The organism is Chondromyces apiculatus DSM 436, assembly GCF_000601485.1.
In the GTDB taxonomy this organism is placed as follows: Bacteria; Myxococcota_A; Polyangia; order Polyangiales; family Polyangiaceae; genus Chondromyces; species Chondromyces apiculatus.
On sequence record NZ_ASRX01000067.1, the window covers coordinates 1 to 24,840 of the forward strand.

The 24,840-nt window shown below is 70.0% G+C and carries 19 protein-coding genes; 12 read left to right on the forward strand and 7 right to left on the reverse strand.

Annotated features, from left to right (window positions below; translation table 11 throughout):
• Both CAP_RS55285 and CAP_RS33060 read left to right on the forward strand, forming a co-directional pair.
• A partial coding sequence (locus tag CAP_RS55285; RefSeq protein WP_044248174.1) for a MopE-related protein occupies positions 1-2,415 on the forward strand: 2,415 nt, incomplete at its 5' end.
• Entirely contained in the window at positions 2,412-5,297 is a 2,886-nt protein-coding gene (locus CAP_RS33060) for a MopE-related protein (RefSeq protein ID WP_044248175.1), read from the forward strand. The genes CAP_RS55285 and CAP_RS33060, both read left to right, overlap by 4 nt.
• 108 nt (positions 5,298-5,405) lie before the next feature.
• On the opposite strand, the gene CAP_RS54305 is transcribed toward CAP_RS33060, so the two are convergent.
• The 5 genes from CAP_RS54305 to CAP_RS52795 all read right to left on the reverse strand — a co-directional run bounded on the left by CAP_RS54305 (position 5,406) and on the right by CAP_RS52795 (position 12,409).
• A complete protein-coding gene (locus CAP_RS54305; RefSeq protein WP_231511828.1) occupies positions 5,406-6,101 on the reverse strand; it encodes a hypothetical protein in 696 nt (231 codons plus the stop codon).
• Between the two features lie 45 nt (positions 6,102-6,146).
• Positions 6,147-7,367, reverse strand: coding sequence for a choice-of-anchor L domain-containing protein (locus tag CAP_RS33070; protein ID WP_044248177.1), 1,221 nt, complete (start codon positions 7,365-7,367; stop codon positions 6,147-6,149).
• Positions 7,368-7,865: 498 nt separating this feature from the next.
• Positions 7,866-9,590, reverse strand: coding sequence for an OmpA family protein (locus CAP_RS33075; protein WP_044248178.1), 1,725 nt, complete (start codon positions 9,588-9,590; stop codon positions 7,866-7,868).
• Positions 9,591-10,009: 419 nt separating this feature from the next.
• A complete protein-coding gene (locus tag CAP_RS33080; RefSeq protein ID WP_156041361.1) occupies positions 10,010-11,824 on the reverse strand; it encodes an IgGFc-binding protein in 1,815 nt (604 codons plus the stop codon).
• Positions 11,825-12,163: 339 nt separating this feature from the next.
• Positions 12,164-12,409, reverse strand: coding sequence for a hypothetical protein (locus tag CAP_RS52795; RefSeq protein ID WP_197041459.1), 246 nt, complete (start codon positions 12,407-12,409; stop codon positions 12,164-12,166).
• Between the two features lie 29 nt (positions 12,410-12,438).
• On the opposite strand from CAP_RS52795, the gene CAP_RS33085 reads away from it, so the two are divergent.
• From CAP_RS33085 to CAP_RS33095, 3 genes are read left to right on the forward strand one after another with little or no spacing between them, the layout of a single operon-like run.
• Positions 12,439-13,749: a thymidine phosphorylase gene (locus CAP_RS33085; protein ID WP_044248180.1), complete on the forward strand. Its 1,311-nt coding sequence runs from the start codon at positions 12,439-12,441 to the stop codon at positions 13,747-13,749.
• Between the two features lie 10 nt (positions 13,750-13,759).
• Complete coding sequence (locus CAP_RS33090; protein WP_044248181.1) at positions 13,760-14,719, forward strand: sensor histidine kinase; 960 nt, start codon at positions 13,760-13,762, stop codon at positions 14,717-14,719.
• On the forward strand, positions 14,716-15,522 hold the full coding sequence (locus tag CAP_RS33095; RefSeq protein ID WP_081865522.1) for a response regulator transcription factor: 807 nt from the start codon (positions 14,716-14,718) through the stop codon (positions 15,520-15,522). Before CAP_RS33090 ends, CAP_RS33095 begins: the two co-directional genes overlap by 4 nt.
• A gap of 169 nt (positions 15,523-15,691) precedes the next feature.
• Here the strand turns inward: CAP_RS33095 and CAP_RS33100 are convergent, their stop codons facing one another.
• Together CAP_RS33100 and CAP_RS33105 are read right to left on the reverse strand one after the other, a co-directional pair.
• Positions 15,692-16,135: a hypothetical protein gene (locus CAP_RS33100; RefSeq protein WP_044248182.1), complete on the reverse strand. Its 444-nt coding sequence runs from the start codon at positions 16,133-16,135 to the stop codon at positions 15,692-15,694.
• 113 nt (positions 16,136-16,248) lie between these two features.
• A complete protein-coding gene (locus tag CAP_RS33105; protein ID WP_044248183.1) occupies positions 16,249-16,716 on the reverse strand; it encodes a DUF3293 domain-containing protein in 468 nt (155 codons plus the stop codon).
• 225 nt (positions 16,717-16,941) lie between these two features.
• Here CAP_RS33105 and CAP_RS33110 point away from each other — a divergent pair, with 225 nt between their 5' ends.
• The 7 genes from CAP_RS33110 (at position 16,942) to CAP_RS33140 (ending at position 24,801) form a co-directional block, all read left to right on the forward strand.
• On the forward strand, positions 16,942-17,985 hold the full coding sequence (locus tag CAP_RS33110; RefSeq protein WP_044248185.1) for an ABC transporter ATP-binding protein: 1,044 nt from the start codon (positions 16,942-16,944) through the stop codon (positions 17,983-17,985).
• A complete protein-coding gene (locus CAP_RS33115) occupies positions 17,982-18,728 on the forward strand; it encodes an ABC transporter permease (protein WP_044248186.1) in 747 nt (248 codons plus the stop codon). The genes CAP_RS33110 and CAP_RS33115 overlap by 4 nt, the downstream gene beginning before the upstream one ends.
• The gene (locus tag CAP_RS55290) at positions 18,728-20,404 is read left to right on the forward strand and encodes a GldG family protein (protein WP_044248189.1); all 1,677 of its coding nucleotides are present in this window, start codon (positions 18,728-18,730) and stop codon (positions 20,402-20,404) included. The genes CAP_RS33115 and CAP_RS55290 overlap by 1 nt, the downstream gene beginning before the upstream one ends.
• Positions 20,404-22,719, forward strand: a complete 2,316-nt coding sequence (locus CAP_RS33125) for a DUF4340 domain-containing protein (RefSeq protein ID WP_044248190.1) — start codon at positions 20,404-20,406, stop codon at positions 22,717-22,719. The genes CAP_RS55290 and CAP_RS33125 overlap by 1 nt, the downstream gene beginning before the upstream one ends.
• Before the next feature lie 146 nt (positions 22,720-22,865).
• Positions 22,866-23,765 (forward strand): SH3 domain-containing protein, encoded by a 900-nt coding sequence (locus tag CAP_RS33130; RefSeq protein WP_044248191.1) that lies wholly within the window; start codon positions 22,866-22,868, stop codon positions 23,763-23,765.
• 73 nt (positions 23,766-23,838) lie between these two features.
• Positions 23,839-24,159 carry a hypothetical protein gene (locus tag CAP_RS33135; protein WP_063748789.1) on the forward strand — a complete coding sequence of 107 codons (321 nt, stop codon included), beginning with the start codon at positions 23,839-23,841 and terminating at the stop codon, positions 24,157-24,159.
• Between the two features lie 72 nt (positions 24,160-24,231).
• Positions 24,232-24,801 carry a hypothetical protein gene (locus tag CAP_RS33140; protein WP_044248192.1) on the forward strand — a complete coding sequence of 190 codons (570 nt, stop codon included), beginning with the start codon at positions 24,232-24,234 and terminating at the stop codon, positions 24,799-24,801.
• Positions 24,802-24,840: the final 39 nt, after the last annotated feature.

Genomic DNA, 24,840 nt, shown 5'->3' on the forward strand with positions numbered 1-24,840 from the left:
GCCTGTGGGCTGCCGAGCCCCGCGCACTGCGCCGGGACGGCGACGTGCACGGCGCAGCCGGTGGCGCAGCCTGGAGCGTGCGTGCAAGGCGGCTACGGAGCGTGCAGCAACACCCCGCAGCCCGAGGTGTGCGACGGCGTCGACAACAACTGTGACGGCATCGTCGACAACGAGGTGCCGCCCACCGCCTGCGTGCCGCCAGGGACGCCGCCGGGGCAGGTCTACGGGGGCACCAGCCAGTGCCAGCAGGGGCTGCAGCCTTGCAACGGCGTCTGCCAGGGCTACGTGGGGCCGAGCGTGGGGGAGATCTGCGACGGCATCGACAACGACTGCGACGGGCTGGTCGACGAGGGCCTGACGCTCGGGCAGCAGTGCGGCCTCGCCACGGGCTCCTGCGAGCCCGGCAACGTGGCCTGCGTCAACGGGGCGCTCGTGTGCCAGGGCGGCATCGGACCGCAGCCCGAGGTGTGCGACGGCGCCGACAACGACTGCGATGGCGCCGTCGATGAAGGTCCCCTGACCGATGGGCCGGCGCCGGGACAGGAGAGCTGCTGGGCGCTGCCCGGCAACTGCTGCTCCTGGCCCTCGGGCTCGCCGGTGGTGACCTGGTGCCCGCCGCAAGGAGCGGACTGCACGACCAACGGCACGCTGACCTCGCCCTGCAACCACGGCACCCTCACCTGCAGCGGCGGGGCCTGGCAGTGCCAGGGCGGGCTCGCGCCGTCGCCCGAGGTGTGCGACGGCGTCGACAACAACTGCAACGGCACCCTCGACGACGGCAACATTCCCCAGGTCGGCCTGCCGTGCGGCACCGACATCGGCGAGTGCTCCATGGGCCAGCTCGCGTGCGCCGGCGGGATGCTCGACTGCGTGGGCGATGTCGGGCCCACCAACGAGCTGTGCAACGGCCTCGACGACAACTGCAATGGCCAGGTCGACGACGGCGTGCAATCCGGCATGCCTTGCATGCCCGCCTACGACACCACCCTCTATCCGGGCGACCGCACCGCTTCGCCCTGCACGCTCGGGGTGCAGCTCTGCGATCCCTCCGGCACCACCTGCGTCGGCGGCGTCGGACCTCAGCCCGAGGTCTGCGACGGCATCGACAACGACTGCGACGGCTCCATCGACGAGGTGGGCGCGGCACCCGACGGCGTCTCTGGACAGGGGGTCATCGGTCAGCCCTGCGGCGACACCAGCGGCACCTGCATGCCGGGGACCTGGGCCTGCATCAACGGCAACGTCCAGTGCCTGGGTGGCCAGGTCGCCCAGCCCGAGCAGTGCGACTGCCAGGACAACAACTGCGACGGCTCGGTCGACAACCCGCCTGCGGGCGGCTCGCTCTGCAGCGCCGGCAAGGACTGCGTCCAGGGTGCCAACGGTTGTAGCTGCGCTCCCCAGTGCAGCGGCGAGTTCCCCTGCCCTCCGGGACAGCGCTGCGAGCCCGCCACCGTCAGCCCCTCGGGCGGCATGGCCTACTACTGCCTGCCTGACTACGACGCCATCTGCGGCGACTGCGCCGCAAAGACTGTCACCGGCACCGATGGTCAGGTCCTCTGCGCACCTGCGGGCTCCACCGAGGCCCAGTGCTCTCAGGTCCCAGAGTGCGTCTGCAAGAACCAGAACGGCTGCCGCGAGCCTTGCTTCGGCGTCACCTGCGCCGCTGGCCAGCAGTGCGCCCAGGTCGGCCCCTTCGCGGGCACCTGCACCGCCGACACCACCTGCTGGTCCATCCCCTGCGGCGCCGGCTGCGGCCAGGCCTGCCACAGCGGCACCTGCGTCGACAACCCCTGCGCCGTCACCCCGGCGCCTTGCGGGCCCGACGAGGTCTGCAAGCCCAGCGCCGACTTCACCGACGTCTCCTGCGTCCCCTCCTGCGCCGACGTCACCTGCCCCCAGGGCCAGGCGTGCCATGACGGCGTGTGCATCGACACCTGCACCCCGGCCTGCGACCCCGGTCAGGCCTGCAACACCGCGCAGACTCCCCCCACCTGCACCACCTGCCTGGGACAGTGCCCCAGCGGATGCTGCGATCCGGTCACCGGTCAGTGCGGCGACTGCCCCTGCACCGGCGTCGTCTGCCCCGAGGGACAGACCTGCTCCGACGGGAGCTGCTTTGACACCAGCTCAGGGCCGGGCACCGGCGGCGCCGGCGGCACCGGCGGCAGCGGCGGCAGCGGCACCACCTCCAGCAGCACCGGCACCCAGGGCGGCGTCGGTGGCGACGAAGGCGGCGTCTGGGGCCTGCCCACCGGTGGCGGCGGTTGCAGCTGCGAGGTCGGACCGGGCGCGCGCTCCAGCAACGCCTGGGGCGCCTTCGCAGGACTCGGCCTCGGCCTGCTCTTGATGCGCAGGAGACGCCGCGACCCCCGCAGCACGCACGACGTGCGGAACGCTCAGGAGGTGGCGCGATGAGCCGCACCGTCTTCTTCGCGCGGCTCGCAAGCCCTCGCTCCTGGCTTGCACTCACCTTCGCCGCTGCCGCCCTCGTCGCAGCCGCCTCGGGTTGCAGCAACCCCGCCTACTGCTTCGACGATTGCCCCGGCGACGCCACCACCGTCACCACCGGCACCCAGGGCTCCGGCGGCGACGGTGTCGGCGGATGCCTGCTCAACTGCGGCGGCTCCGGCGGCAACGGCGGCGCCGGCGGACAAGAGGTCTGCGTCCCCGACGACCCTCCCACCGAGCTGTGCGACAACCGCGACAACGACTGCAACGGCTTCGTCGATGACATCTTCGACATCGATTACGAAGCCCTCACCTCCTGCGGCACCTGCTCCAAGAACTGCCTGCAGGAGCTGCTCAACAACGACCCAGACTCCATCGCCTGCGTCCCCAGCACCAACCCAGGCGTCGAGCCCGGCACCTGCTCAGGCTCCTGCGCCGCCGACTACCACGACCTCGATGGCAACGGCTCCTGCGAGTACTACTGCCTCGGCAGCGCCCAGCCAGAGGCCCTCTGCAACGGCATCGACGACGACTGCGACGGCGCCATCGACGAGGACGTCAACCGCTGCGACAGCACCGCGGACTGCGGCGCCTGCGGCTACGCTTGCTCCGCACCCCACGCCACTCCCTCCTGCCTCAACAACGGGCAGACTCCATGCACCCTCCTCAACACACACTGCGTCATCGACGACCCCGCTGACCCCAGCGACGGCTGCGAGTGCTCCGGACCCGGAAACTGCTGGTGGGATCTCGACGGCGTCTACGCCACCGGCTGCGAGTACCAGTGCGACCCCACCAACAACGGCGTCGAGATCTGCGGCGACGGCATCGACAACGACTGCGATGGCCTCCTCGATGGCGCTGATGACCTCAGCGGCGACCCCAGCATCAACGTCCCCTGCTTCGGCGACCCCGATGGCGTCTGCGCTACCACCGCTCACGCCGGCATGACTGCCTGCATCAACGGTCAGGTCACCTGCGCCGGACCCAACGTCCTCATCGAGAACCAGAGCCAGGAACTCTGCAACGGCCTCGACGACGATTGCGACGGCCAGGTCGACGACAACCCCTCCGACATCGGCGGCTCCTGCGGCGTCAGCAACGTCTTCCCGTGCTCCTTCGGCACCTACCAGTGCCTCCCTCCCGGACCCTCCGATCCGCCCGGGCCTCCCGCGCCAAGGTGCGTCGGCGCCATCAATCCGGGCATCGAGATCTGCAACGGCATCGACGACGACTGCGACTCCGCCATCGACTTCACCGTCGCCACGAGCTCCCCTCCCACGGACATCGGCAACATCTGCGGGAACACCTTCCCTCCGCCTCCGCCTGGCGTACCCACCCACTGCTCACCTGGCACCAGCGCCTGCGTCGGTGGCGTCCTCGTCTGCCAGAACGCCGTCGGGCCCCTCAGCCTCGACACCTGCGGCGTCGACGCCGACTGCAACGGCTCCCTCACCAACCAGCCGAACTTCAACACCGACGTCGCCAACTGCGGTGCCTGCGGCAACAACTGCTACGCAACCTCCGTCCACTCCATCCAGGCTTGCGTCAACGGCTCCTGCCAGTCCCAGGGATGCCAGCCTGGATACTGGGACCTCGATAACGACGGCTCCTGCGAGTACGCATGCTCCTTCGTACAGGCTCAGGAGGTCTGCAACGGCGAGGATGACGACTGCGATGGGCAGATCGACGAAGGCGTCATCGCCCCCTCGCCCGTCCAGATCTGCGGCGTCAGCCCCTCCGCTACCTCCCCGGAGTGCACCACCGGCGTCACCGTCACCTGCAACACCGGCGCATGGCAGTGCTCCTTCCCACCCGGCGTTTGCTCCGGCAACACCTGCGCCGCAACCCCCGAGCTCTGCGACAACCTCGACAACAACTGCAACGGCATCAACAACGAGAACGTCCCGAGCTGGGGACAGCCGTGCAGCAGCGACGACGGACAGGGCATCAGCCACGGCGCTTGCCGCACCAGCGGCACCTACGTCTGCAGCAGCCCCACGGCGGTCACGTGCAACGCGGTCAAGGCGAACTGCGCCTCCTTGCCCGGCGGCTGCACCGAGGCCTGCGACGGCATCGACAACGACTGCGACGGCTCCGTCGACGAGACCTTCAACAGCAAGGGCTCCGATCCCGCCTACTTCGTGCGCCCCACGGTCACCCGCATCACGGGGAACACCTGGGTCTACACCTACGAGGCGAGCCGGGCCAACGCGCCCACCCTGGGGGCCACGGATCCGGGAGATCCCGGCAGCGGAAACGGCTACCACTGCTCGGGCTCCTCGTGCCCGGCCGGGATCCCTGCGGCGCCCGCGGGGGTGACGCTCGACAGGACGCGCTCCTGCTCGGTCCAGAACCGCATCCCCTGGTTCAACGTGACGCCGGTGGAGGCGGAGCAGACCTGCAACGCAGCCGGCGGGACGCTCTGCAGCACCAGCGTGTGGACCACGGCCTGCATGGCGACGAATAGCTGCACCTGGGGGTACAGCCCGGCGAATGCCGCCTGCACCAGCGTGGCGACGGCGACCAAGCGCTGCAACCTGGGCCCCACGTTCGACACGGACACGACCACGGCAGGTGACCAGGATGTGCTCCTGAGGACTGGCTCGTCGGCGCTCTCGAACTGCTGGGCCAACTGGGGCGCGGCCGGCAACCTCTTCGACATCACCGGCAACCTCCGGGAGATCACGAAGAGCGCGACGAACGTCTACCCGCTCATGGGCGGCGCCTACAACTCGGCGGCGGAGAACGGAGCGACCTGCTCCTTCCAGTTCTACAAGGTCGACACGAACTTCAAGCTGTTCGACACCGGCTTCCGGTGCTGCTTCACCTCGGACCCGACCCTCTGAACGACGGGAGGCGCGCCGCAGGACGTCCGCGTGGAGCGCTGACGTCCTGCAGCGAGGGCCTCCCTCACGCCGGGTGAGATCTCTCGCAGCACGGCCCCCGGTGCGGGTTCACCAGGGTCTGTCGCGCAGGGTGCGCTTGTACGTGTCCTTGTAGAGGTCGTGGCACTTCTTGCAGCTCACCTTCGCGCCCTCGATATCGCCCGCCTTGGCCCTCGCCACGCCGTCGTTCGAGATGGCCACCCACTCGCCCATGCCGGGCGGCGGCCTGGCTGCCACGTAGGCGAGCGCCTTCGCGAGCTTCGCGGGGTCTCCGCTCGAGGTGGCAGGACCCATCACCGTCTTCATCCAGCCCTGCATCGGGCAGGGTTTCTGGCCCTTGGCGCCGCAGGAGAACGTCTTCGGAGCGACGGCGTCGGCGGTCGCGCTGCTCGCGCTGCTCGCGCTGCTCGCGCTGCTCGCGCTGCTCGCGCTGCTCGTCAACGCAGACGCAGACGCGCTGCTCCCAGGTATCGCGGGGGAACCGACGGCTGCGGGAATGGCCTGTGCGCCCGTTGCTCCCGCCAGGGGCGCCGTGGACGTGGACGAAGCGGTCGCCGTCGCCGATGCCGAGGCCAGCGCGGTGGCGGCTGGTACCGCCTCGGGAGCGGCGGAGGGCGCAGCGGTGGCAGGAGGGGAGCTTGCGGAGGACGGTGAGCCCGACGCTGCAGCGCCTCCCGGCGGTCCTTCGCTGGGGGAGCTGCAGCCCTGGGCCAGGGGCGCGAGGCTGCCAAGAAGCAGGACGAGCGAGGTGATGGTGGTCCTCATGCCGTCTCCTGCAGGGGTACGCAGCAGCCTTTTCCGGTCAGCTCGTCACTCGGGCACGGGCACGGTGCCGACGGGAACGGTGCCGCCATTGGCCACCCACTTGAAGTTGTCGACCAGCACCGTCGAGTCGTACGCGGTGTCGCCCGTGTCCCAGATGGCGAACCGGATGGAGATGTCCTGTCCGCCGGTCACCGGCGCCGAGGTCACGAGCCACCCCGTACCGCCAGCGTTGTTCAGGGTGTTGAAGCCCGTCCCCTGCATGTCGGCCGTACCCAGCGGGCAGCCGTCGCACACATCGAAGAAGGCCACGTTCACGCTGACAGGGTTGTTCTGGCTGTCGAACGAGATGTTGCCATTGATGGAGCCCATGGGAGCCGGGTTCATCAGGGCGATGAACTGGTCATTGTACGAGGTGCACACGAACTCCGGGTACTCGAACGAGTAGAACTTGAAGTCGAACTGGAAGCCCGTGGCGTTCGAGGGCGCGCGGAGCTGTACCTGAAGGGCGACGTCATCGTTGATGTCGGGATCACCTGGGCAGTTCGGCACGTCCTGCGGGAAGCCGTTCGGAGCGTTGCCGGCGCCGAGCCCGGGGCAGCTCTGGCTCGTGCACGCTCCCGCCTGGTCAGGCGTCCTTGCACGACCGGTCGCCAGCGCGAGCATCCGGTCGCCGCCGCGCGGGGTGACGTTCGGACCGAAGGTGGTCTGGACGCCGAACTGGTTGGTGGGGGCCGTGAGGGCCGTGCCGCTCGCGCGAACCCAGGCCGCGCCCAGGAGACCCCAGGGCTGGGTGGCGCTCACCTGCTGGCAGATATCCATGGAGCGCGCGGCATTGATCGGATCCGGATCGGCGAGCTGGATGCCGCCGTCGCAGAGCGCCGCGATGTTGTCGACCTCGCCGTCGCAGTTCTCATCGACCGGCTCGCCATCCGCTTCGGTGCCGACCTCGATCGCAGCCGGGTTCACGTTGGGGTCGCAGTCGTTGCAGTCCGCGGGGTCGGCGAACCCATCACCGTCGTCGTCGACACCAGGGTTGTCCTGGCAGCCGGGCTGGGACGGGCTACCGCCCACGCCGCTTCCGCCTGCGAGCGAGATGCCCCCTTCACCGGTCCCCGAGCCGCCGGTGGCTCCCTGGCCTCCCTCCCCCCCCGAGGAATCATCGCCACCGAAACCAGAGGAGTCCCCGCCCACGCCGATGGCCGAGCAGGCAGCGAAGGCGCCAACGAGTCCAGCAACACCGAGCAGGTGGAAAGCGAGTCGCGACATCAAAAACTCCGATGAAGCAGTGCAGATCCGCGAGCCCGCCGGAGATCTGCGCACGCGAGCGAGGACAGGCACGGACGCACGGCTGTCGAGAGCGTGGTGGGAAGCGCTCTCGTGCGGGGTGAATGCGCCGTTCCTGCTGCTGGAACGTCTCCAGCAGCATCACACAACATACCACGCTTGCCCGGACCACCAAACATCGAAGCAACAGTCGGCTGCGGGGGCCTCCCCGGAACCGGGTGACGAGCCACTGCCGTCGCACGGCGAACGCGGCCTCCACGCAGCGATCATGGCCGTCACGCGGCCCCTGCAGGCCCCACTGCAACCAGCGCAGGAGCGCAGACCGAAGAGCGCCTCCACACCGTTCTTCGTGCCGGTTCTGCCGGTTCTGCGGGGTCTGAGGGGAGTCGAGGGAGGTGCCGGGCAGGGTGCCGGTGGGGGCACCCTCCCTGGAAGGTCACGGCGGGGTCACGGCCCCGGCAGCGCGGGGCGGCATCAGGCTCAGCGGCCCTCGATCGCCTGGGTGACGATGTGGAACTCGACGCGGCGGTTCCGCTGCCGTCCCTGCTCGGTGTCGTTGCTGTCCAGCGGCTTCGTCGAGCCGAAGCCCTTCGAGATCAGCCGCGGCCGCTCCACGCCCCTGTTGATGAGGTACAGCCTCACCGCATTGGTGCGGCTTTCCGAGAGCTTCTGGTTGTAGTCGACGGTGCCCTGGTTGTCGGTGTGGCCCTCGATGCTCACCAGCTTGATCTCAGGGTTGGCCTTGAGGAGCCGCACCACCTCGTCGAGGATCGGGAAGCTGCGCGGCAGGATGGTCCACTTGTCGAACTCGAACTCGACCTGCTTCAGGATCTGGATCTCTGCCGAACCGCTGATCCTGCGGATGTAGTACGGGCAGCCGTTCTTGCTCGGATCCTCGGCCACGGGCTGCCCCGGCTCCTTCGGGCACTTGTCCTCGGCGTCGGGGACCGTGTCCTGATCAGCGTCCGCCTCCGGGCAGCCGTCGCGATCGTCGATGCCGTCCATGTCCTCGGGCTCGTCGGGGCACTTGTCGACGACGTCCGGGATCCCGTCGTGATCACGATCGGGCATGTCCGGGCAGCCATCGCTCGACTTGGGCTCCTTGCCGTCCTCCTTGTCCTCCGGGCAGACGTCGATCACGTCGGGGTAACCGTCGCCGTCCCTGTCCTTCTCCTTCTCGATGACGAACCGGAAGTCGGGCGCGCGCGTCTCGACGTCGGCGATGTTGAAGGCGCCGCCGAACACCACGAGCCCCCGGAAGTCGGGCGCGTACCCGCCGGAGAGCCTGGAGCCGGCGCCGGCGCCCACGAAGAGCTGCCTGCCCTTCGTCAGGAAGTACTTCCCTGCGGCCATCCACTCGATGGGGGATGCATCGAGCTCGCCCAGCGTCTCCGGGCGGAGGCCGAAGGAGCCGAAGATCTCCGCGCCGACCCGGAGCCGGTTGTCGAGGAGCGGAACGTAGCCGGCAGCGCCATAGGTGAGCTCGCTGCCCACGTAGAGTTCATTGAGTTGCGCCGGCGGCCGGATGGCAGCGCCGACGTTCACCGTCACGAAGAAGCGGCGGAAGTCATACTCGGCAGCGGCACCGAAGGAGCCGCTCACGTTCTTGTCGCCCGCATACTCGAGATCGTTGCCAGTGGGCACGAAGACGGCGCCGGTGACCGCCAGCTTGAAGGCCTCGTCGGGCGTGCGGTACAGGATGACACGCGCATCGAGGCGGAGATCCATGGGCGAGACGGGCGCGGGGCCCACCCGCTCGGAGATCCCCGGGATCGTCGCGCCGGCCGCATTGAGCCCGGTCGTCGCCCCGGCCTGGTTGACGATCAGCGGGAACGACGCCTGAATCGCGACCCGATTGAAGAACTCCGCGCCGGCATTGAAGTAAGTGATGAGCTGCCGGTCGACGGGGTTGCCCGCGAGTTGCTCCTCGAGGCGCTCATCGTCCACGTAGTTGTCGGAGCGCAGGGGGTTCAGGCTGAAGCCCATCCCGAGCTGACCGAAAATGCGCGTCTGCTTGTCCATCTGCGGCCGCCACACCCCGAGGCCGTCCTCGGGGGCGCCGCCGATGCGCAGCCGGTCGAGGTAGAACGTCCTGTCCTGGGCCGTCGCCACTGCCGGTGCGAGCGCCGTCGCTGCCATCACCAGCGCGACGCCGCGCCGCACCCACCCCCGATTCTTGCGGCCCGGAAGCTGTCTCCGCTCCATCACGCTCTCTCCATCCTCCAAGCGATCACGTATTACGACCAGGCAGTATGGCTCGGCGCATCCAACATGGCCGAAGCCCTCGGTGCGGACTTTACCCAGCCACGGGCAGGAAAGCTCGTACTCCGAGCGTGAAAGCGAAAAGTCGAGGTGTAGGAGGACATGCTGGGGCGTCGCGGACAGGTGTGCCTCACCTCCGGACACGCGCCGACATCGAGGGCGGGACCTTCCGTTGCGATCGGAGATCGCCCAAGTTTTCCGGCAGACATGCGCGATCGCGCGGCAACCCGCCGCCCATTGGCGCAAGGGCACGCGGACACGAACGCACGGCCACCGCGCTGCCTCCTGGCAGGGGAGACCCAGGGTGGGCTGCCGCGATTGCAGCAGCCCTCCAGACCAACCCGTCCCCTGCTGGGGATCGGTTACTGGGGATCGGTCGGAATCTCGACCTCGTTGATGGGGAGGAACCCTGCCCCGGCGGGGTAGGCATAAGATACGAGTGTCGTCAGCGAGGTCTGGCCCCAACCCCACACCGTCACCCCGAACGGCAGGGTGCTCGACATCTCGTGGCGGCCATTGCTGCAGTTGCCCACGCTCTGGAAGTTGCCCGTGACGAGCTTGACCTGGGTGTACTCGTAATCGCCGATCTGCATCCAGCCCTCCAGCGGGCCCACGCAGTCCAGCTCGACGTCGGCAAAGCTCCCGTCGATCTTGGAAGGCGTCCGGACCACGACCAAGCTCGTCTCCGGGTACGTCGCGTCCGTGAAGAACGCGTAGTAGTCGAGGAACTGAGAGGGGGGGATCACCGTGACCCACTCCGGATCACCAACGCCGGACGTCGCTCCCGCGAACTGCGAGCCACCGGTCATGTACTGACCGATGTAGAAGGGATGGCTCGTGTCCTGGCTCCGGACCGTGAAGGCGTCACCCGCGGTGAACGACGCTAGCTGACCCAGGTTGAGGGTCGTCGGTGCGCCCGGCGGCGTCGACGGCGACCACTGGAGCTGGGTGCCGTCGACGGCGCCCACCATGCGGTAGAACGGCGCGTCGTCGTCTCCCCGCTTCACGTAAGGCGCTGCCACGAACTCACTGCCCATGGCGCGCACGGGGGCGAGCTGTTGCTGGGCAGAGTCACAGTCGGCGACGGTGTTGTCGGGGACCGTCATGCAGGAGTGCGCACCCCAGACGCCGATGGGATGGTTCGACGTGATCGGGCTGCCCGTGAGCTCCTCGGGCTGGGTAATCTGCAGGAAGTCACCCTTGTCGAGGGTGTACGTGGCCATGGTCCCCGCCACCGCGGGTTGAACGCCGCCGCCGCCCACGATGTCCACCCCGGGGAGCAGGTTGATCTCGGTATCGTCCTGCGACGCCACGATCGTCAGCGAGGGGTTGCCGTTCGGCACCTCGGGCTCCGCGGACGTGAACCCGTTGATCGCGATGTAGTTGTTGTCCCAGGCGCTCGTGGGGAGCAGCAGCGACGCGCCGGTGACGTTGGTCATTCCACCGCCATAAGGCACGAGCTGATAGGCGACGACCGGATAGTCCGTCTCGATGCGGAAGGCATCTCCCCTCCCGGTCCCCATCACGCCCGTCTCCGCGGACACGGCAGGACCGCCTGGGCAGCTCGGGGCCACGGGTCCACCGAAGTTGTTCCGTGACAGGAACAGAATGGCGACCTGCCCGATATCGAGCCCATTGGCGACGTCGTAGTCTTCGTACTCAATCGTCGCGCCCTGCACCACGGGGATCTTGGCGAAGTTGGCCACGTTGAGGGCCACGCCGTTGCGCTCGACGGCGATCTTCACGCGGCGGTCCCACGTGTTCGCGACGAACGCCGCGAAGCAGGCCCCTGTGGCGTTGATCGCGGTCTTCACCGCATAGAATTCACATCCCGATGAGCTCTTGGAGGCAATCGCGGCGTCGCAGGGGTTGGGGATGCATTCAGCATTCGCGCACCCTTCCTCGGGCGTGCATTGCTGGACCACGTTCCCGACGCAGTCGACGACCTTCTTCAGGTCATTGGAGCACGTATTGTTGCATACGCCCCCGTCGCCTGTGATCAGACCCCCACCTTCACCGCCGGTCCCGGGGCCCGCGCCTGAACCGCTGCCGCCGCCGCCGGCCTCACCAGACGTGTCGCTACGGTAAGAATCGGTGCACGACAGGAAGACACCTGCCGAGCCCAGGGCAGAGGCGAGGATGGCATGGATAAGTATGCGAGGATTGCTTCGGATCATCGGAATGGACTCCTCACCTTTCCCCTGAAAACCAAGAAGCAGACATGGCCGCAGCCTACCACGGCGGGGCACCGCGTGGGGAAACGACAGGGCTCGCATGGGTTTCATGCTCACGACACCAATCCAGCCGTCTTGAGCGCGTTTCCAAGGCGATCCGCAAGGGTCACGGCCGGGACGCCCCGACACTGCCCGATGCCGAGGTGAGATGACGTGGGGCGGCAGAACGGTGCCGACTTTCTTCTCTTCCTCGCTGCCATGCTCGCATCGCGGGCCACTTCGCGCCTTCGCACGCTGGTGCACGCACATCACCCCAGGCGCGCTCTCGCGCCTTCCTTCTCCTCATCCATCAGCCAGCTTTCGCCCAGCCTTTGCCGCCTGTCTGCCTCCTCTCCCTTTGTCTGCCTCCTCTCCCTTTGCCTTCCTCCTCTCCCTCTGCCTTCCTCTCGCCACCGGCCTTCCTGCCTTCATCAGCTTCCCCATCCGCCTCCTCCACGTGCTTCGCCTCCACCCGCCTCCCTTCACCGGCTTCTTTCCCTGGAGAGGACACGCCCTTGCGTCCCCCCTGTCCAGGACAGCGCCAGACACGGTCTGCGTGTACTAAGCTCCCGGAGCCTATGGAGACACTGGTCGAGATCATCGCCCGCAAGCGTGACGGAGGGGCTCTGACGGAGCCGCAGATCGCCCGGCTCATCCGCGCCTACACCGAGGGTGATCTCGCCGACTACCAGATGAGCGCCTGGCTCATGGCCGTCTTCCTCCGCGGCATGAACGACGACGAGACCGTCGCGCTCACCCGGGCCATGCTCCACTCCGGCGACGTGCTCGAGCTCTCTTCCGTGCCCGGCCTCAAGGTCGACAAGCACTCGACGGGCGGCGTCGGCGACAAGGTCTCCATCTGCCTCGCGCCCCTCGTCGCGGCCTGCGGCGTCCCCGTCCCCATGGTCTCCGGGCGCGGCCTCGGCCACAGCGGCGGCACCCTCGACAAGCTCGAAGCCATCCCTGGCTTCGACGTGCGCCTCGACGTCGACACCTTCGCCCGCATCGTGGGCGAGGTCGGCACCTGCATGATCGGCCAGACCGACCGCATCGCCCCCGCCGACCGCAAGATGTACGCCCTGCGCGACGTCACCGCCACGGTGGAGTGCATCCCCCTCATCGTCGCCAGCATCCTCTCGAAGAAGCTCGCCGAGGGTATTGACGCCCTCGTCCTCGACGTCAAGGTGGGCCGCGGCGCCTTCATGAAGACGGAGGCCGCCGCCCGCGCGCTCGCCCGCGCCCTGGTCCGCGTGGGAACCCTCTCCGGCAAGCGGGTGACCGCGCTGCTCACCGACATGAGCACCCCGCTCGGCCTCACCGTCGGCAACGCCCTGGAGACCCGCGAGGCCATCGAGGTGCTGCACGGCGGCGGCCCCGCCGATCTCGTCGCCTGCACCATGGCCCTCGGCGAGGAGATGCTCATCGCCGGTGGCGCCGCCGCGGACGCCACCGAAGCCCGCGCCAAGCTCGACCGCGCCATCGCGAGCGGCGCCGCGGCCGACGTGTTCCGGCGCATGATCACCGCCCAGCGCGGCGATCCTTCCGTCGTCGACCATCCGGATCGCCTCCCCCAGGCGCCCGAGGTGGTGGAGATCGCCGCCGCGGAAGCGGGCCACGTCGTCGCCGTGGATCCGCTCGAGATCGGCCTCTCCGCCGTGGCCCTCGGCGCCGGGCGCACCCGCGCCGACCAGGTGGTCGACCCCGCGGTGGGGCTCACCCTTCTCGCGCCCCTCGGCACTGCCGTCACCCGTGGCCAGCCCCTCTGCCGCATCCACGCGCGCAGCAAGGCCGACATCGAGGCCGTGCAGGACCGGATCCGCAACGCCTTCCAGGTGGGTCCCGAGCCCGCCCCCCGAGCGCCGTTGATCCTCGGGCGTGTGGACGCGTAGGAGGCATCGCATGGCGAGCGCGCCCCGGCGGGATCTCACCACGCTCGGCTACCGCCGGATCATCCAGCTCCTCGTCTACCTGGTCACCATCCCCGGCGTGCTCCTCAGCGCCGTGGGCTTCCTGCTCCTCGTGCTCGGGGAGGCCCAGTACAACCTGCTGATGGGCATCCTGGTGTTGACGTTCTGCGGAACGCTCGTCACCGGGGTCATCCTGGTCTGGGTCTTCCTCCGGCGGGAGCGGAACCTCTCGGAGCTGCAGGCCGACTTCGTCTCCAAGGTCTCCCACGAGCTGCGGACCCCGCTCACCTCGATCCGGATGTTCACCGAGACCCTGCAGATCCGGCGCGGGGACGTGCCCAGCGAGGACCGCTGCATCGAGGCGCTGAGCAAGGAGAGCGCCCGCCTGCAGGAGCTCATCGATCGGCTCCTCGACTGGGGCCGCATGGAGAGCGGCCGGCGCATCTACGAGCTCTCCGAGTACGACCTGGGCGCGATCGTCGACGAGGCGATCATGACCTTCGAGCCCACCCGCACCCGGCGCGACGTCGAGCTCACCATCACCATCGACCGCACCCTCCCGCGCGTCATGTGCGACCGGAACGCCATCATCGACTCCCTGGTCAACCTCCTCTCGAACGCCTACAAGTACGGCGGCAACCCACGGTGGATCGGCGTGACGGTCACGGCCGAGGACCGCGGCGTCGCGGTGGCGGTCCGCGACAACGGCAAGGGCCTCGCCCGCCGCGAGCACAAGCGCATCTTCGAGAAGTTCTACCGTGTCGACGATCTCCTCGCCCGCCAGCAGGAAGGCTCCGGGCTCGGACTCTCCATCGTGCGGCACGTCATGAAGGCGCACCGGGGCAAGATCATGGTCGACAGCGAGACGGGCAAGGGCAGCACCTTCACGCTGATCCTGCCGTTCAAGCCGTCGGCGCGGGCGCAGGCGGCCCGGGAGAGCGAACCGGAATGAAGCGAGCGAACCAGGAAGAAGACGACGACGCCGCGACCCCGAGCGCAGGCGCCGTGCGACGCATCACCGGTGCCGAGCGCGCCTCCCTCTTCGGCGCGGGCGCCTCGCGCGGCCAGCTACCGGCACGGCGCATCCTCGTGGTCGAGGACGACGACAGCATCGCCATGGGCCTGGAGATGAACCTCCAGGCCGAGGGCTACCAGGTGACCGTGGCCAGGGACGGCGAGCTGGGCCTCTCCCTCGCCCAGAGCCAGAGCTTCGACCTGCTGATCCTCGACCTGATGCTGCCGCGCCTGAACGGCTTCGAGCTGCTCCGCAACCTGCGCGCCGAGGGCTACATGGTCCCGGTCATCCTCCTCTCCGCACGCGGCGCCGAGATGGACAAGGTGATGGGCCTGGAGCTCGGCGCCGAGGACTACATCACCAAGCCCTTCGGCCTCGCCGAGATGCTCGCCCGGGTGAAGGCCGTGCTGCGCCGCGACGCCATCGCCCGGCCTGACGGCGCTGCCCTCCGCGCGGGCGAGCTGTCCATCAACCGCGACACCCGCGAGGTCCGCCGCGGCGGCGCCCTCGTCGAGCTGACCGCGACCGAGTTCGACGTCCTGATCTGCCTCGTGGAGGCTGCTGGCCGCGTGCTCTCCCGCGAGCAGATCCAGGGTCGCGTCTGGGGCCCGGCGCACCACGGCACCACCCGCACCATCGACAACTTCATCCTCCAGCTCCGCAGCAAGCTGGAGGACAACCCCGCCGCTCCCCGCCACATCGTGACGGTGCGCGGCGTCGGGTATCGTTTCGTCTCTTGATCTACACGGCAGGGGCTCGCGCCCCCGCCGCCCCGCCAAGCGAAGCTCGTCGGGGCCCCACCACCCCGCGATCCACCTCAGATCTCCAGTGCGCAGTGCCGCTTCGGGCCTGACGTTCCTCGCCTCCGGAAGCGAGCCGCACCCCGAGCTTGTGGCTCAGGCTGGGGAATCAGGGCGCCTGGCAGAACTTGTTGATGCCGTCGACGAGCGGGTCCTCCTGCTTGACGGCCTTCTCCATGGCGGCCTGCGCCACGTTGATCTTGTCGGAGTCCTTGGCCTCCGCCGCGGTCGCCATGTCGCGCGCCGCCCGGGAGACTTCCTTCGCCATGGCCTGGTACTCGCCCGAGAACTTCTGCAGCTCGGGGAGGGTCAGCTCCACCAGAGCCGCGTCCGCGGCGACCTTGTCCATCGCCTCGGCCATCGCCTTCAGATCGGCGGCTCCCGTCGGATCAGCGCCGGCCTTCTGGCCCTTCTCCAGGCTCTGGACGCCCTTGTTGATGACCTCGATGAGGGCATTGCACTCGGAGATCTTGCTCTTGCCACAGCCCGTGCCGAGGGCGAGGAGCCCGGCGCCGATGAGGAGGAGCGCCGCCTTGCTGACCTGTTCCCGCATTCTGCTTTCCTCTCCTGGAGTTGGGTCGCGCGCATCTTCGCTTAGCCGCGAAGCGCCGCGGGATGAAACGATTTTCGCGGGCAGGCCTGCGCCCGATCACGCAAGGCCCGTGGTCAGGCGCGAACCCGCCAGTTCCCTTGAAAAGTTCTTCCGACGTCATCGGCCGTTGGATCGGTGATGATCAGCTCGGGGCGGCCGTTCTGCGCGAACACCACCGTGTTCTGCCGGAACACCCGCCCGAACGAGACAGCTTCATCGCGATCCATCCCGTGCACGAGCCACGCCGGCTCGCGCCACACGCCTTCTGGCTCGGCCTCCGATCCCACGCAGGGCTCCACGCGGTAGCAGCCGAGGATCAGCAGATCGCGCAACACCATGTGGCGCTGATCGTTCACCCGCCTCGGGATGAGCATCGACCGCGGGTTGTACGCGGTCAGCACCGCGAACCTCCGGTTGAGCAGCTCGGGGAGCTGGGACTGGTCCTGCACGATCTCGCCGTCGAGCGAGGCCCGCAGCGGACCGTTCGACGTCGGGAACTCGTAGATGGTGGAGAAATACGAGCGAAGAAGCGCTTGATCCATCGGTTTTGCCCGATCGCCGGGCGAGGGTTACCAGAGAGTCAGGGTTCTGGCTAGCCGCCAGGCCGCGCCAGGGGAAGCCCGGAGGTGCGCCGGGCTGCATGCGTGAAGGACGCCAGACCCGCGGGGCCCTGCTTCCTTTGCCCTGGAGGGTGCGCTAAGCCCTCGCCTCGCGCCAGGGGGCTTTCGCAGGACGAGCCTGCCAGAGCCTCCGGCCCCCGAGCAGGCATGATCGAGGTCGAGCACCTCTCCAAGCAGTATGGCGCCCACCTCGCCGTGGACGACATCTCGTTCAAGGTCGACCGAGGAGAGATCGTGGGCTTCCTCGGCCCCAACGGCGCTGGCAAGAGCACCACCCTGCGCATCCTCGCCGGCTTCCTCGGCGCCACGCGCGGGCGGGTGCGCGTCGCCGGGTACGACCTCGCCGAGGAGCCCATGAAGGCCCGCGCCTCGCTCGGCTACATGCCCGAGACCTCGCCCCTCTACCCGGAGATGCGCGTCTCCGAGTACCTCACCTTCCGCGCCGAGCTGAAGCTCGTCCCCCGCGGAGAGCGCCGCGCCGCCGTGGCCCGCGCCATGCGCGACGCGGGCGTCGAGCACGTCGCCGCGACCCCCATCGGCCAGCTCTCCAAGGGCTACCGCCAGCGCGTCGGCCTCGCCGACGCCCTCGTCAGCGACCCGCCCTTGCTCATCCTCGACGAGCCCACCGCCGGCCTCGATCCCAACCAGATCCGCGAGGTTCGCGCCCTCGTCCAGCGCCTCGGCCAGGACCGCACCATCCTCCTCTCGACGCACATCCTCTCCGAGGTCGAGGCCACCTGCACCCGCGCCCTCGTCATCGCCCGCGGCCGCCTCGTCGCCGAGGGCACCATCGAGCAGATCCGCGCCATCCGCCGCCCCCCGGCCCTCCACGTCGCCGTGCGTGGCGACGCCGACCTCGCCCTCACCGCCGCCAGCGCCGCCCCCGGCGTCCACGCCGCGCGCACCGCTCCCGCGCCCGACCCCTCGCCCGACCCCTCGCCCGAGCCCCTCCTCGGCCTCGAGATCGACATCGACCCTGGCGCCGAGGCCGGCCAGGTCACCGAGGATGTCGTCCGCGCCCTCGTGGAGGCCGGCGTCGGCGTCCGCGCCATCACCCCCCGCACCGAGTCGCTGGAGCAGGTCTTCTCCGAGCTGACCGCCGGCGACCCCGCGCCCTCCGCGGCGGCATCCCCCCCATCCACCGCCGCGTCTCCCGCGGCGCCCCGCAAGAACCGCAAGGTGAAGCGATGAGAGGCTTCTGGCCGATCTTCAAGCGCGAGCTCTTCTCGCTCTTCGTCACCCCCCTCGCGTGGGTCCTCCTCACGGCCTTCCTGCTCGTGCAGGGCCTGCACTTCTTCCTCATCGTCACCCACTTCGCCAACCAGGCCGACCTCGCCGTCGACGCCGGCCCGGTGCAGAGCTTCTTCGGCCAGACCATCCTCCCGTACCTGCCCCTCCTGCTCATCTGCCCCTTGCTCACCATGCGCCTCTTCGCCGAGGAGCGCCGGAGCGGCACCATCGAGGCCCTGCTCACCGCCCCCGTCGGCACCACGGGCGTCGTCCTCGCCAAGTACATGGCCGCCCTCGTGACCTACGTGATCATGTGGGCCCCGACGCTGCTCTACCTCGTGCTCATCCAGCAGACCGGAGAGGTCGACTGGCGCGTCGTCGCCGCCTCCTACCTGGGCGTCACCCTCGTCGGCGCCGGCTACCTCGCCATCGGCACCATGACCAGCGCCATGACCCAGAGCCAGGTCCTCGCCGCCGTCCTCAGCGCCATGGCCCTCGTCGCCCTCTTCATGCTCGGCATCGGCGAGTTCATCTTCACCGATGGTCCCCTCAACGCCCTCTGCGCCCACGTCTCCGTGTGGACCCAGATGAACGACTTCTCCCGCGGCATCGTCGACCTGCGCCGCATCACCTTCGACGCCACCCTGATCCTGGTCCCCCTCTTCGTCGCCGTCCGCGCCGTCGACGCCTGGAGGTGGGGCTGATGGCCACCCCGAAGCGCACGCCACCCAGCAAGCCCGCGCAGCCCGCGCCCCCGCAGCCCGCGCAGCCCGCGCAGCCTTCGCCCGGCACCCCGGTCCTCACCAAGATCTCCGCGAGCGCCGGCATCATCGCCGCCATGGTCCTCGCGGTGCTCCTCAACGTCCTCGTCGCCCGGCACTACCGGCGCTGGGACTGGACCCGCGGCGGCCTCTACACCCTCAGCGACGCCACCGTGCAGACCCTCCGCAGCCTGGAGGAGCCGGTCAACGTCTACGTCCTCCTCTCTGCTGGAGACCCCCTCAACGTCTCCGTGCGCCACCTCCTCCAGGCCTACAGCGCCGAGACCACCCGCCTCCAGGTCCAGTACACCGACCCCGACGACCACCCCGCCGAGTTCCTCGCCGTCCAGCAGCGCTTCGGCGTCGTCGCCGGCAAGACCGACGACGGCCAGATCGTCACCGACGCCGTGATCATCGTCGCCCGCGGCGAGCGCCCCCACTACCTCACCGCCCGCGACCTGGTCGTCGTCGAGGACGAGGAGGACATGCGCTCCCGCCCCCAGCTCGAGCAGGCCCTCACCGGCGCCATCCGCAGCGTCCTCACCACCGACCGCCCCCGCGCCTGCTTCACCGGCGGCCACGGCGAGCGCCCCCTCGACGCCGGCGGCACCATGGGCCTCGCCCCCCTCCGGGACCGCCTCCACAAGAACAACTTCGACGTCGTCCAGCTCGGCGAGGAGACCGACCACGACGACGACCACGAGGCCGTCCTCCGCCCGAAAACCCCGACGGCCCAGGAGCTTGCCGCCTGCCGCCTCCTCGTCGTCGCCGCCCCCAGCGAGCCCGTCCCTCCCGCCGAGATCGCCGCCTACCGCCGCTACATCGAGCAGGGCGGCAGCGCCCTCGTCGTCGCCGGCCCTGTCCCCGACACCGACGACCGCCGCTACCTGGAACTCGGCCTCGACGACCTCCTCGCCCTCGCCGGCGTCCGCCTCGAAAAAGACTTCATCTTCGAGCTGGACCCCGGCCAGCGCAGCCCCCAGGGCCACGGCGAGACCTTCCTCCCCACCGTCCGCCCCCACCCCATCACCGAGGGCCTCATCCAGGCCCGCAAGCTCGGCCTCGAACCCGTCATCACCATCGGCAGCACCCTCCGTCCTGCTGGCGCGAGCGGCAACGCCAGCGCCGCCCCCGTCGCGCTCCTGGAGACCAGCGCCCAGGCCTTCGGCATGAAGGACTTCTTCGCCTGGGCCAAGGACCCCACCGCCCCCAAGCCCACCGAGGGCGACAACCGCGGCCCCCTCGCCGTCGCCTACGCCACCGAGCTTCCCAGGCCCGCCGGCGCCACTGCCGTCAATGGCCCCCGCCTGGTGGTGGTCAGCTCCCCGAGCGCCCTCTTCGGCGCCAACTGGCAGAACCCCGAGCTGCGCGGCACCGCCCTCTTCGTCGACAGCGCCATCTCCTGGCTCGCCGCCCGCCCTGCCCTGCTCGACATCCCCGACAAGCCGGCCATGGTCGCCGGCCTCCGCGTCAGCGAAGGCTCCCTCGCCTCCATCTTCCGCTACGTGGTGCTCTTCATGCCCCTCGCCGCCGCCCTGCTCGGCGCCGCCGTCTACCTCGCCCGCCGCCCGCGCGCGCGCGCAGACCGCGCCCCCGCCCCGCCCGAGGACGCCTCCTGATGCGCGCCCTCCGCCGCCACGCCACCACCCTCGTCCTGCTGCTCCTCGCCGTCGTCGCCGCGGTGGTGGTCCTCGTGCTCGACCGCGACGTCGTCACCACCGACGAGGCCGAGAGCCGCAAGCGCAACCTCCTCGAAACCTGGCGCCCCGACGACATCACCGAGGTCACCCTCACCACCGGCGGCCGCACCGCCGTCCTGCACCGCAGCGCCCCCGACGACGCCGGCCGCAAGCTCTGGACCGTCACCCTCGACGGCCAGACCTACCCCGCCGACGAACAGACCGCCGACCAGCTCCTCGGCACCCTGGAGTTCGCCGTCGCCGAGCGCCGCGTCTCCGAGGGCGCCCAGGATCCCGCCGCGCTCGGCCTCACCGCCCCGAAGATCACCCTCGATCTGGTGATGGGCACCCGCCGCGAGCACCTCGTCCTCGGCGGCAGCGCCCCCACCCCGCCTGGCGCCATGTACGCCGACGTCAAAGGCCGCGGCGTCTTCGTGGTCACCCGCCAGCTCGTCACCGCGCTCGACGTACCGGTGGACCGCTTCCGCTCCCGCAGCCTCGTCCCCTACCTCTCCACCGAGCTGCGCGCCCTCCACCTCGACGGCGAAGGCGGCCCCCGCAAGCTCGCCCGCGCCCCCTGGGGCGGCAGCCGCGGCGACGGCTTCCGCTTCGACGGCTCGACGCCCGAGGGCACCGCCCGCGTCCGCGCCGACCTCATCGACCGCATCCTCGTCTCCCTCGGCAAGATGCAGGCGGAGAGCTACCTCCCCGACGGCGAGGGCGGCGAGGCAGCGAGCGCCTCGAAGCCCCGGGTCACCCTCACCCTCCTCCCCCGCGACACCGTGCAGAAGACCGCCATCCTCGACGTCGGCGCCCCCTGCCCCACCTCCCCCGATCTGCTCCTCGTCGTGCGCCGCGAGCCCACCCGCGCCGCCGCCTGCGTCCCCGCCTCCGTGCTCGACCCGCTCATCCTCCCCGCCTCCGAGCTGGTCGACCTCTCCCCCATCGCTGCGCGCCTCGACGAGATCGTGGAGATGAGCTGGAACGGCGGCGGCAACGGCAGCCCCACCGACAAGCTCGATCTCGCCCGCGCCAACTACGGCTGGCACCTCCGGGCCCCCGAGGACCGCCAGCTCTCGCCGGACGCCGGCAAGGCCCTCGCCGAGGCGCTCCTCGCCGTCCGCGCCGCGCGCATCGTCCCCCCTGCCGAGGTCCGCGGCCTCGACGCCCCGCGCGCCACCTTGAAGGTCATCTCCACCCCACCTTCCCTCGGCACCCCCGAGGGCAACGACCGCGTGGAGACCCTCACCATCGGCACCCCCGAGGGCGACGTGGTCCACGTCCGCCGCGCCGAGGACGATCTCGTCCTCGAGATCCCGCGCGCCGACGCCGACGCCCTCACCCCGAGCGAGCTTGCCCTCCGCCCCCTCAAGGTCCTCGACTTCCGCGGCAGCCAGGTCCGCAAGCTCCGCATCCAGACCGCGGACCTCGTGCAGCGCCTCGAACGCACCGACACCGGCGCGTGGACCCTCCTCGAACCCGACACCGCGGGCCTGCAGGCCGACATCGGCCTCGCCACCGACGTCGCCGACCTCGCCGCCGGCCTCACCGCGCAGCGCTGGGTGAGCGCCGACGCCGGCAGCGGCTACGGTCTCGCCAGTCCCCGCCTGGTGATCACCCTCGCCGTCGAGGAAGAAGACGCGCCCGCCACGCCCAGAAAAGACGGCAGCTCCCCTCCCCTGCGCGAGGTGCGCATCGAGATCGGCGCCCCCGCCACCAAGGGCTCCTTCGCCCGCGCCAGCGGCAGCACCGCGGTCTTCATCGCCCCCGCCGCCCTGGAGGCCGCCGCCTCCCGCCTCCTCCTCGACCGCAGCGCCTTCCTGCCACCCATCGACCGCATCACCCAGGTCACCCTCACCCCCGAGCGCGGCAAGCCCGCCCTGGCCACCCCCGGCCCCGGCGGCTTCCGCCTCACCGGCGGCGCCGTCGGCAGCGACCCCGCCCGGTCCGCCACCCTCGCCGCCGCCGTCCGCGACGCCCTCACCAACCTCATGGCCGAGGAAGCCGTCTCCCTCGGCCCCCCGAAGCCCACCCAGGGCCTCGACCGCCCCCGCCTCCGCGTCGAGATCACCCTCGCCCCCGAAGACCCCCGCGCCCCCGCCGAGCCCCCCATGCGCTTCACCCTCGGCGCCGGCGACGTGGTCCGCGGCACCAGCGTCGTCTACGCCCGCCGCGAAGGCATCCCCGCCACCTACGTCATCGCCCAGTCCCGCATCCGCCCCCTCCTGGAAGCTGCCGAAGCTGGCGCTTTTTAAGCAGGGACCTGCGGCCCCTGCTCTGAAAAGGACTCCAAGGTCTCTGAATCAGAAGCCTTTTCCTCGGGCCCTTACGCTCCCGATGGTCGCTACCCCCGTGGCGGACTATTTCGGGCTCTGTCGCCATCTGTGCTAGGCGACGGGGGATGGCGACCGTCAAGAAAGAGCGCCCGCTCGTGGTGAGCATCCCTCGCCCCTCCGACGAGCAGCCGGTGTGGTCGAAGGTTGGCATCGTGGCCCTCATCGGCTTCGTCGTCGGCGTGGCCTGGCCCCGCGTCTTCGGCGTGCGCATCGGCCCTGGCGTCCCGGGCGAAGGCCGCAGCGAGGCCGAGGCCGCCGCCACGGCCGCTCCTGCCGCCCCTGCCCCCGTCGACACCGCGGCCCTGGCCGCCCCGGCCCCCGCGCCCGACGCCGCCGAGAAGAACACCCAGCTCGTCGTCATCGCCCCCGGCACCGTCACCCGCTGCGCCGACAAGAAGAACAAGAAGGTCGACGAGTGCGACGATCTGCGGTTCGACCCCATCGCCCTCCCCAAACTCAACGAGCTCTCCGAGTGCCCCTCCGCCGTGGGCCTGGAAGGCAAGCTGACCATCGGCATCGACCTCAACTTCGAGAAGAAGGAGCTGCAGGTCGTCGCCGGCAAGAAGAAGTCGAGCCTCCCCTCCTCGACCGTGAACGGCATCCTCCAGTGCGCCGCGCGCGAGCTCAACACCGTCTCGCTCGACGCCATCGCCCACAAGCACCCGCGCTACTCGCTCGCCTACAACGCCACCTTCTACCCGCCCGGCAAGCACCCTGGTGACGCCAAGACCGGCGAAGGCGGAGAGGGCAGCGAAGCCGGATCTCCTGGCAACGACGGCGCAAACGGCACCGCCGACATCGCCTGGGACACGGCCCTCGTGCGCAGCGAACCCAAGAGCGGCGACGTCGTCCTTCGCCTCGTGCGCGGCACCCGCGTGAAGCTCATCGAGAAGCGCGACGACTGGTACAAGATCGACCACCGCGGCAAGTCCGGCTGGGTCTTCCGGGGCGCCATCGGCCAGTAAAAAACGCACGTTCTGCCTGCACCCATCTGGCCTGGATGTCGCAGAGCAGCGGCACCCAGGAGGAATCAGAACAATGGGTACCTACGACACCACGGTGCAGAACAAGGACGAAGGCCGGATCACCACGCAGGTCGAGGAGCGCACCAGCCAGCTCCCGTCCATCGCGTACCTCGCCCTCTCCGTCGGCGCCATGGCTGCCTCCGCGGGCCTCATGCTCGCCGGCAAGAAGCAGGTCGCGAACTTCATCGGCCAGTGGGCCCCGAGCCTGCTCGTGATCGGCCTCTACAACAAGGTGGTCAAGCTCGAGCGCGAGCTGCTCACCCAGAACCAGACCACCCCGCGGACGACCTACGCCACCCAAGGCGGGAGCTTCACCGGCCAGCACTTCCGCTGAGCCGCCGCCGTACTCGGCCCCCGGCAGGGGCCCCTGTACCCGCGCGAGGAGCGTGCTTATGCTTGTGCTCTCATGGGCCGCAAGCTGCCTCTCCCGCTGTTCAACCTGGGTCGAGGGCTCACGTTCACCGCGAGCCCCCGCGCTCCCCAACCTGGCAAGAAGCCGAGCGCCGACGAGGTCCGCGCCCGCCTCGGGGGACGCGCCGCGACCGGCCCTGGCGCAGGCGAGCTGGTCACCCTGACCACCTCCACCGGCAGCGAACTCCCGGGCGTGGTGCTCTTCGTGGCCGGCGACGACCTCGACGTCTGGGTGGAGACCGCCCTCCCCCGCCCCCCCACGGCCGCGCTCCTCGCCCCCGCCAGCAACGCCGGCGTCGTCCACCGCGTCACCCGCGCCGCCGTGGTCCCCCTGCACGTCCCCGCCTCGAAGCAGCTCACCACCGTCGCCGCCGACGCCCGCATCTTCGCCGCCCTCGGCGAGGGCCAGCGCATCCACTACCAGACCGACGCCGGCCTCCGCGAAGGCACCCTCGTCGAGAAGTGCCGCTACGGCGCCCTCGTCGCCAGCGACGACGGTGTGCTCATCGCCGTCGGCTTCCGCCGCGTCTGGCCCGCCAACGCCGAGCAGCACTCCGAGAACTGAAGCGCTCGCTGACCGGCAGAGCTGCTGCGCGCCACCTGG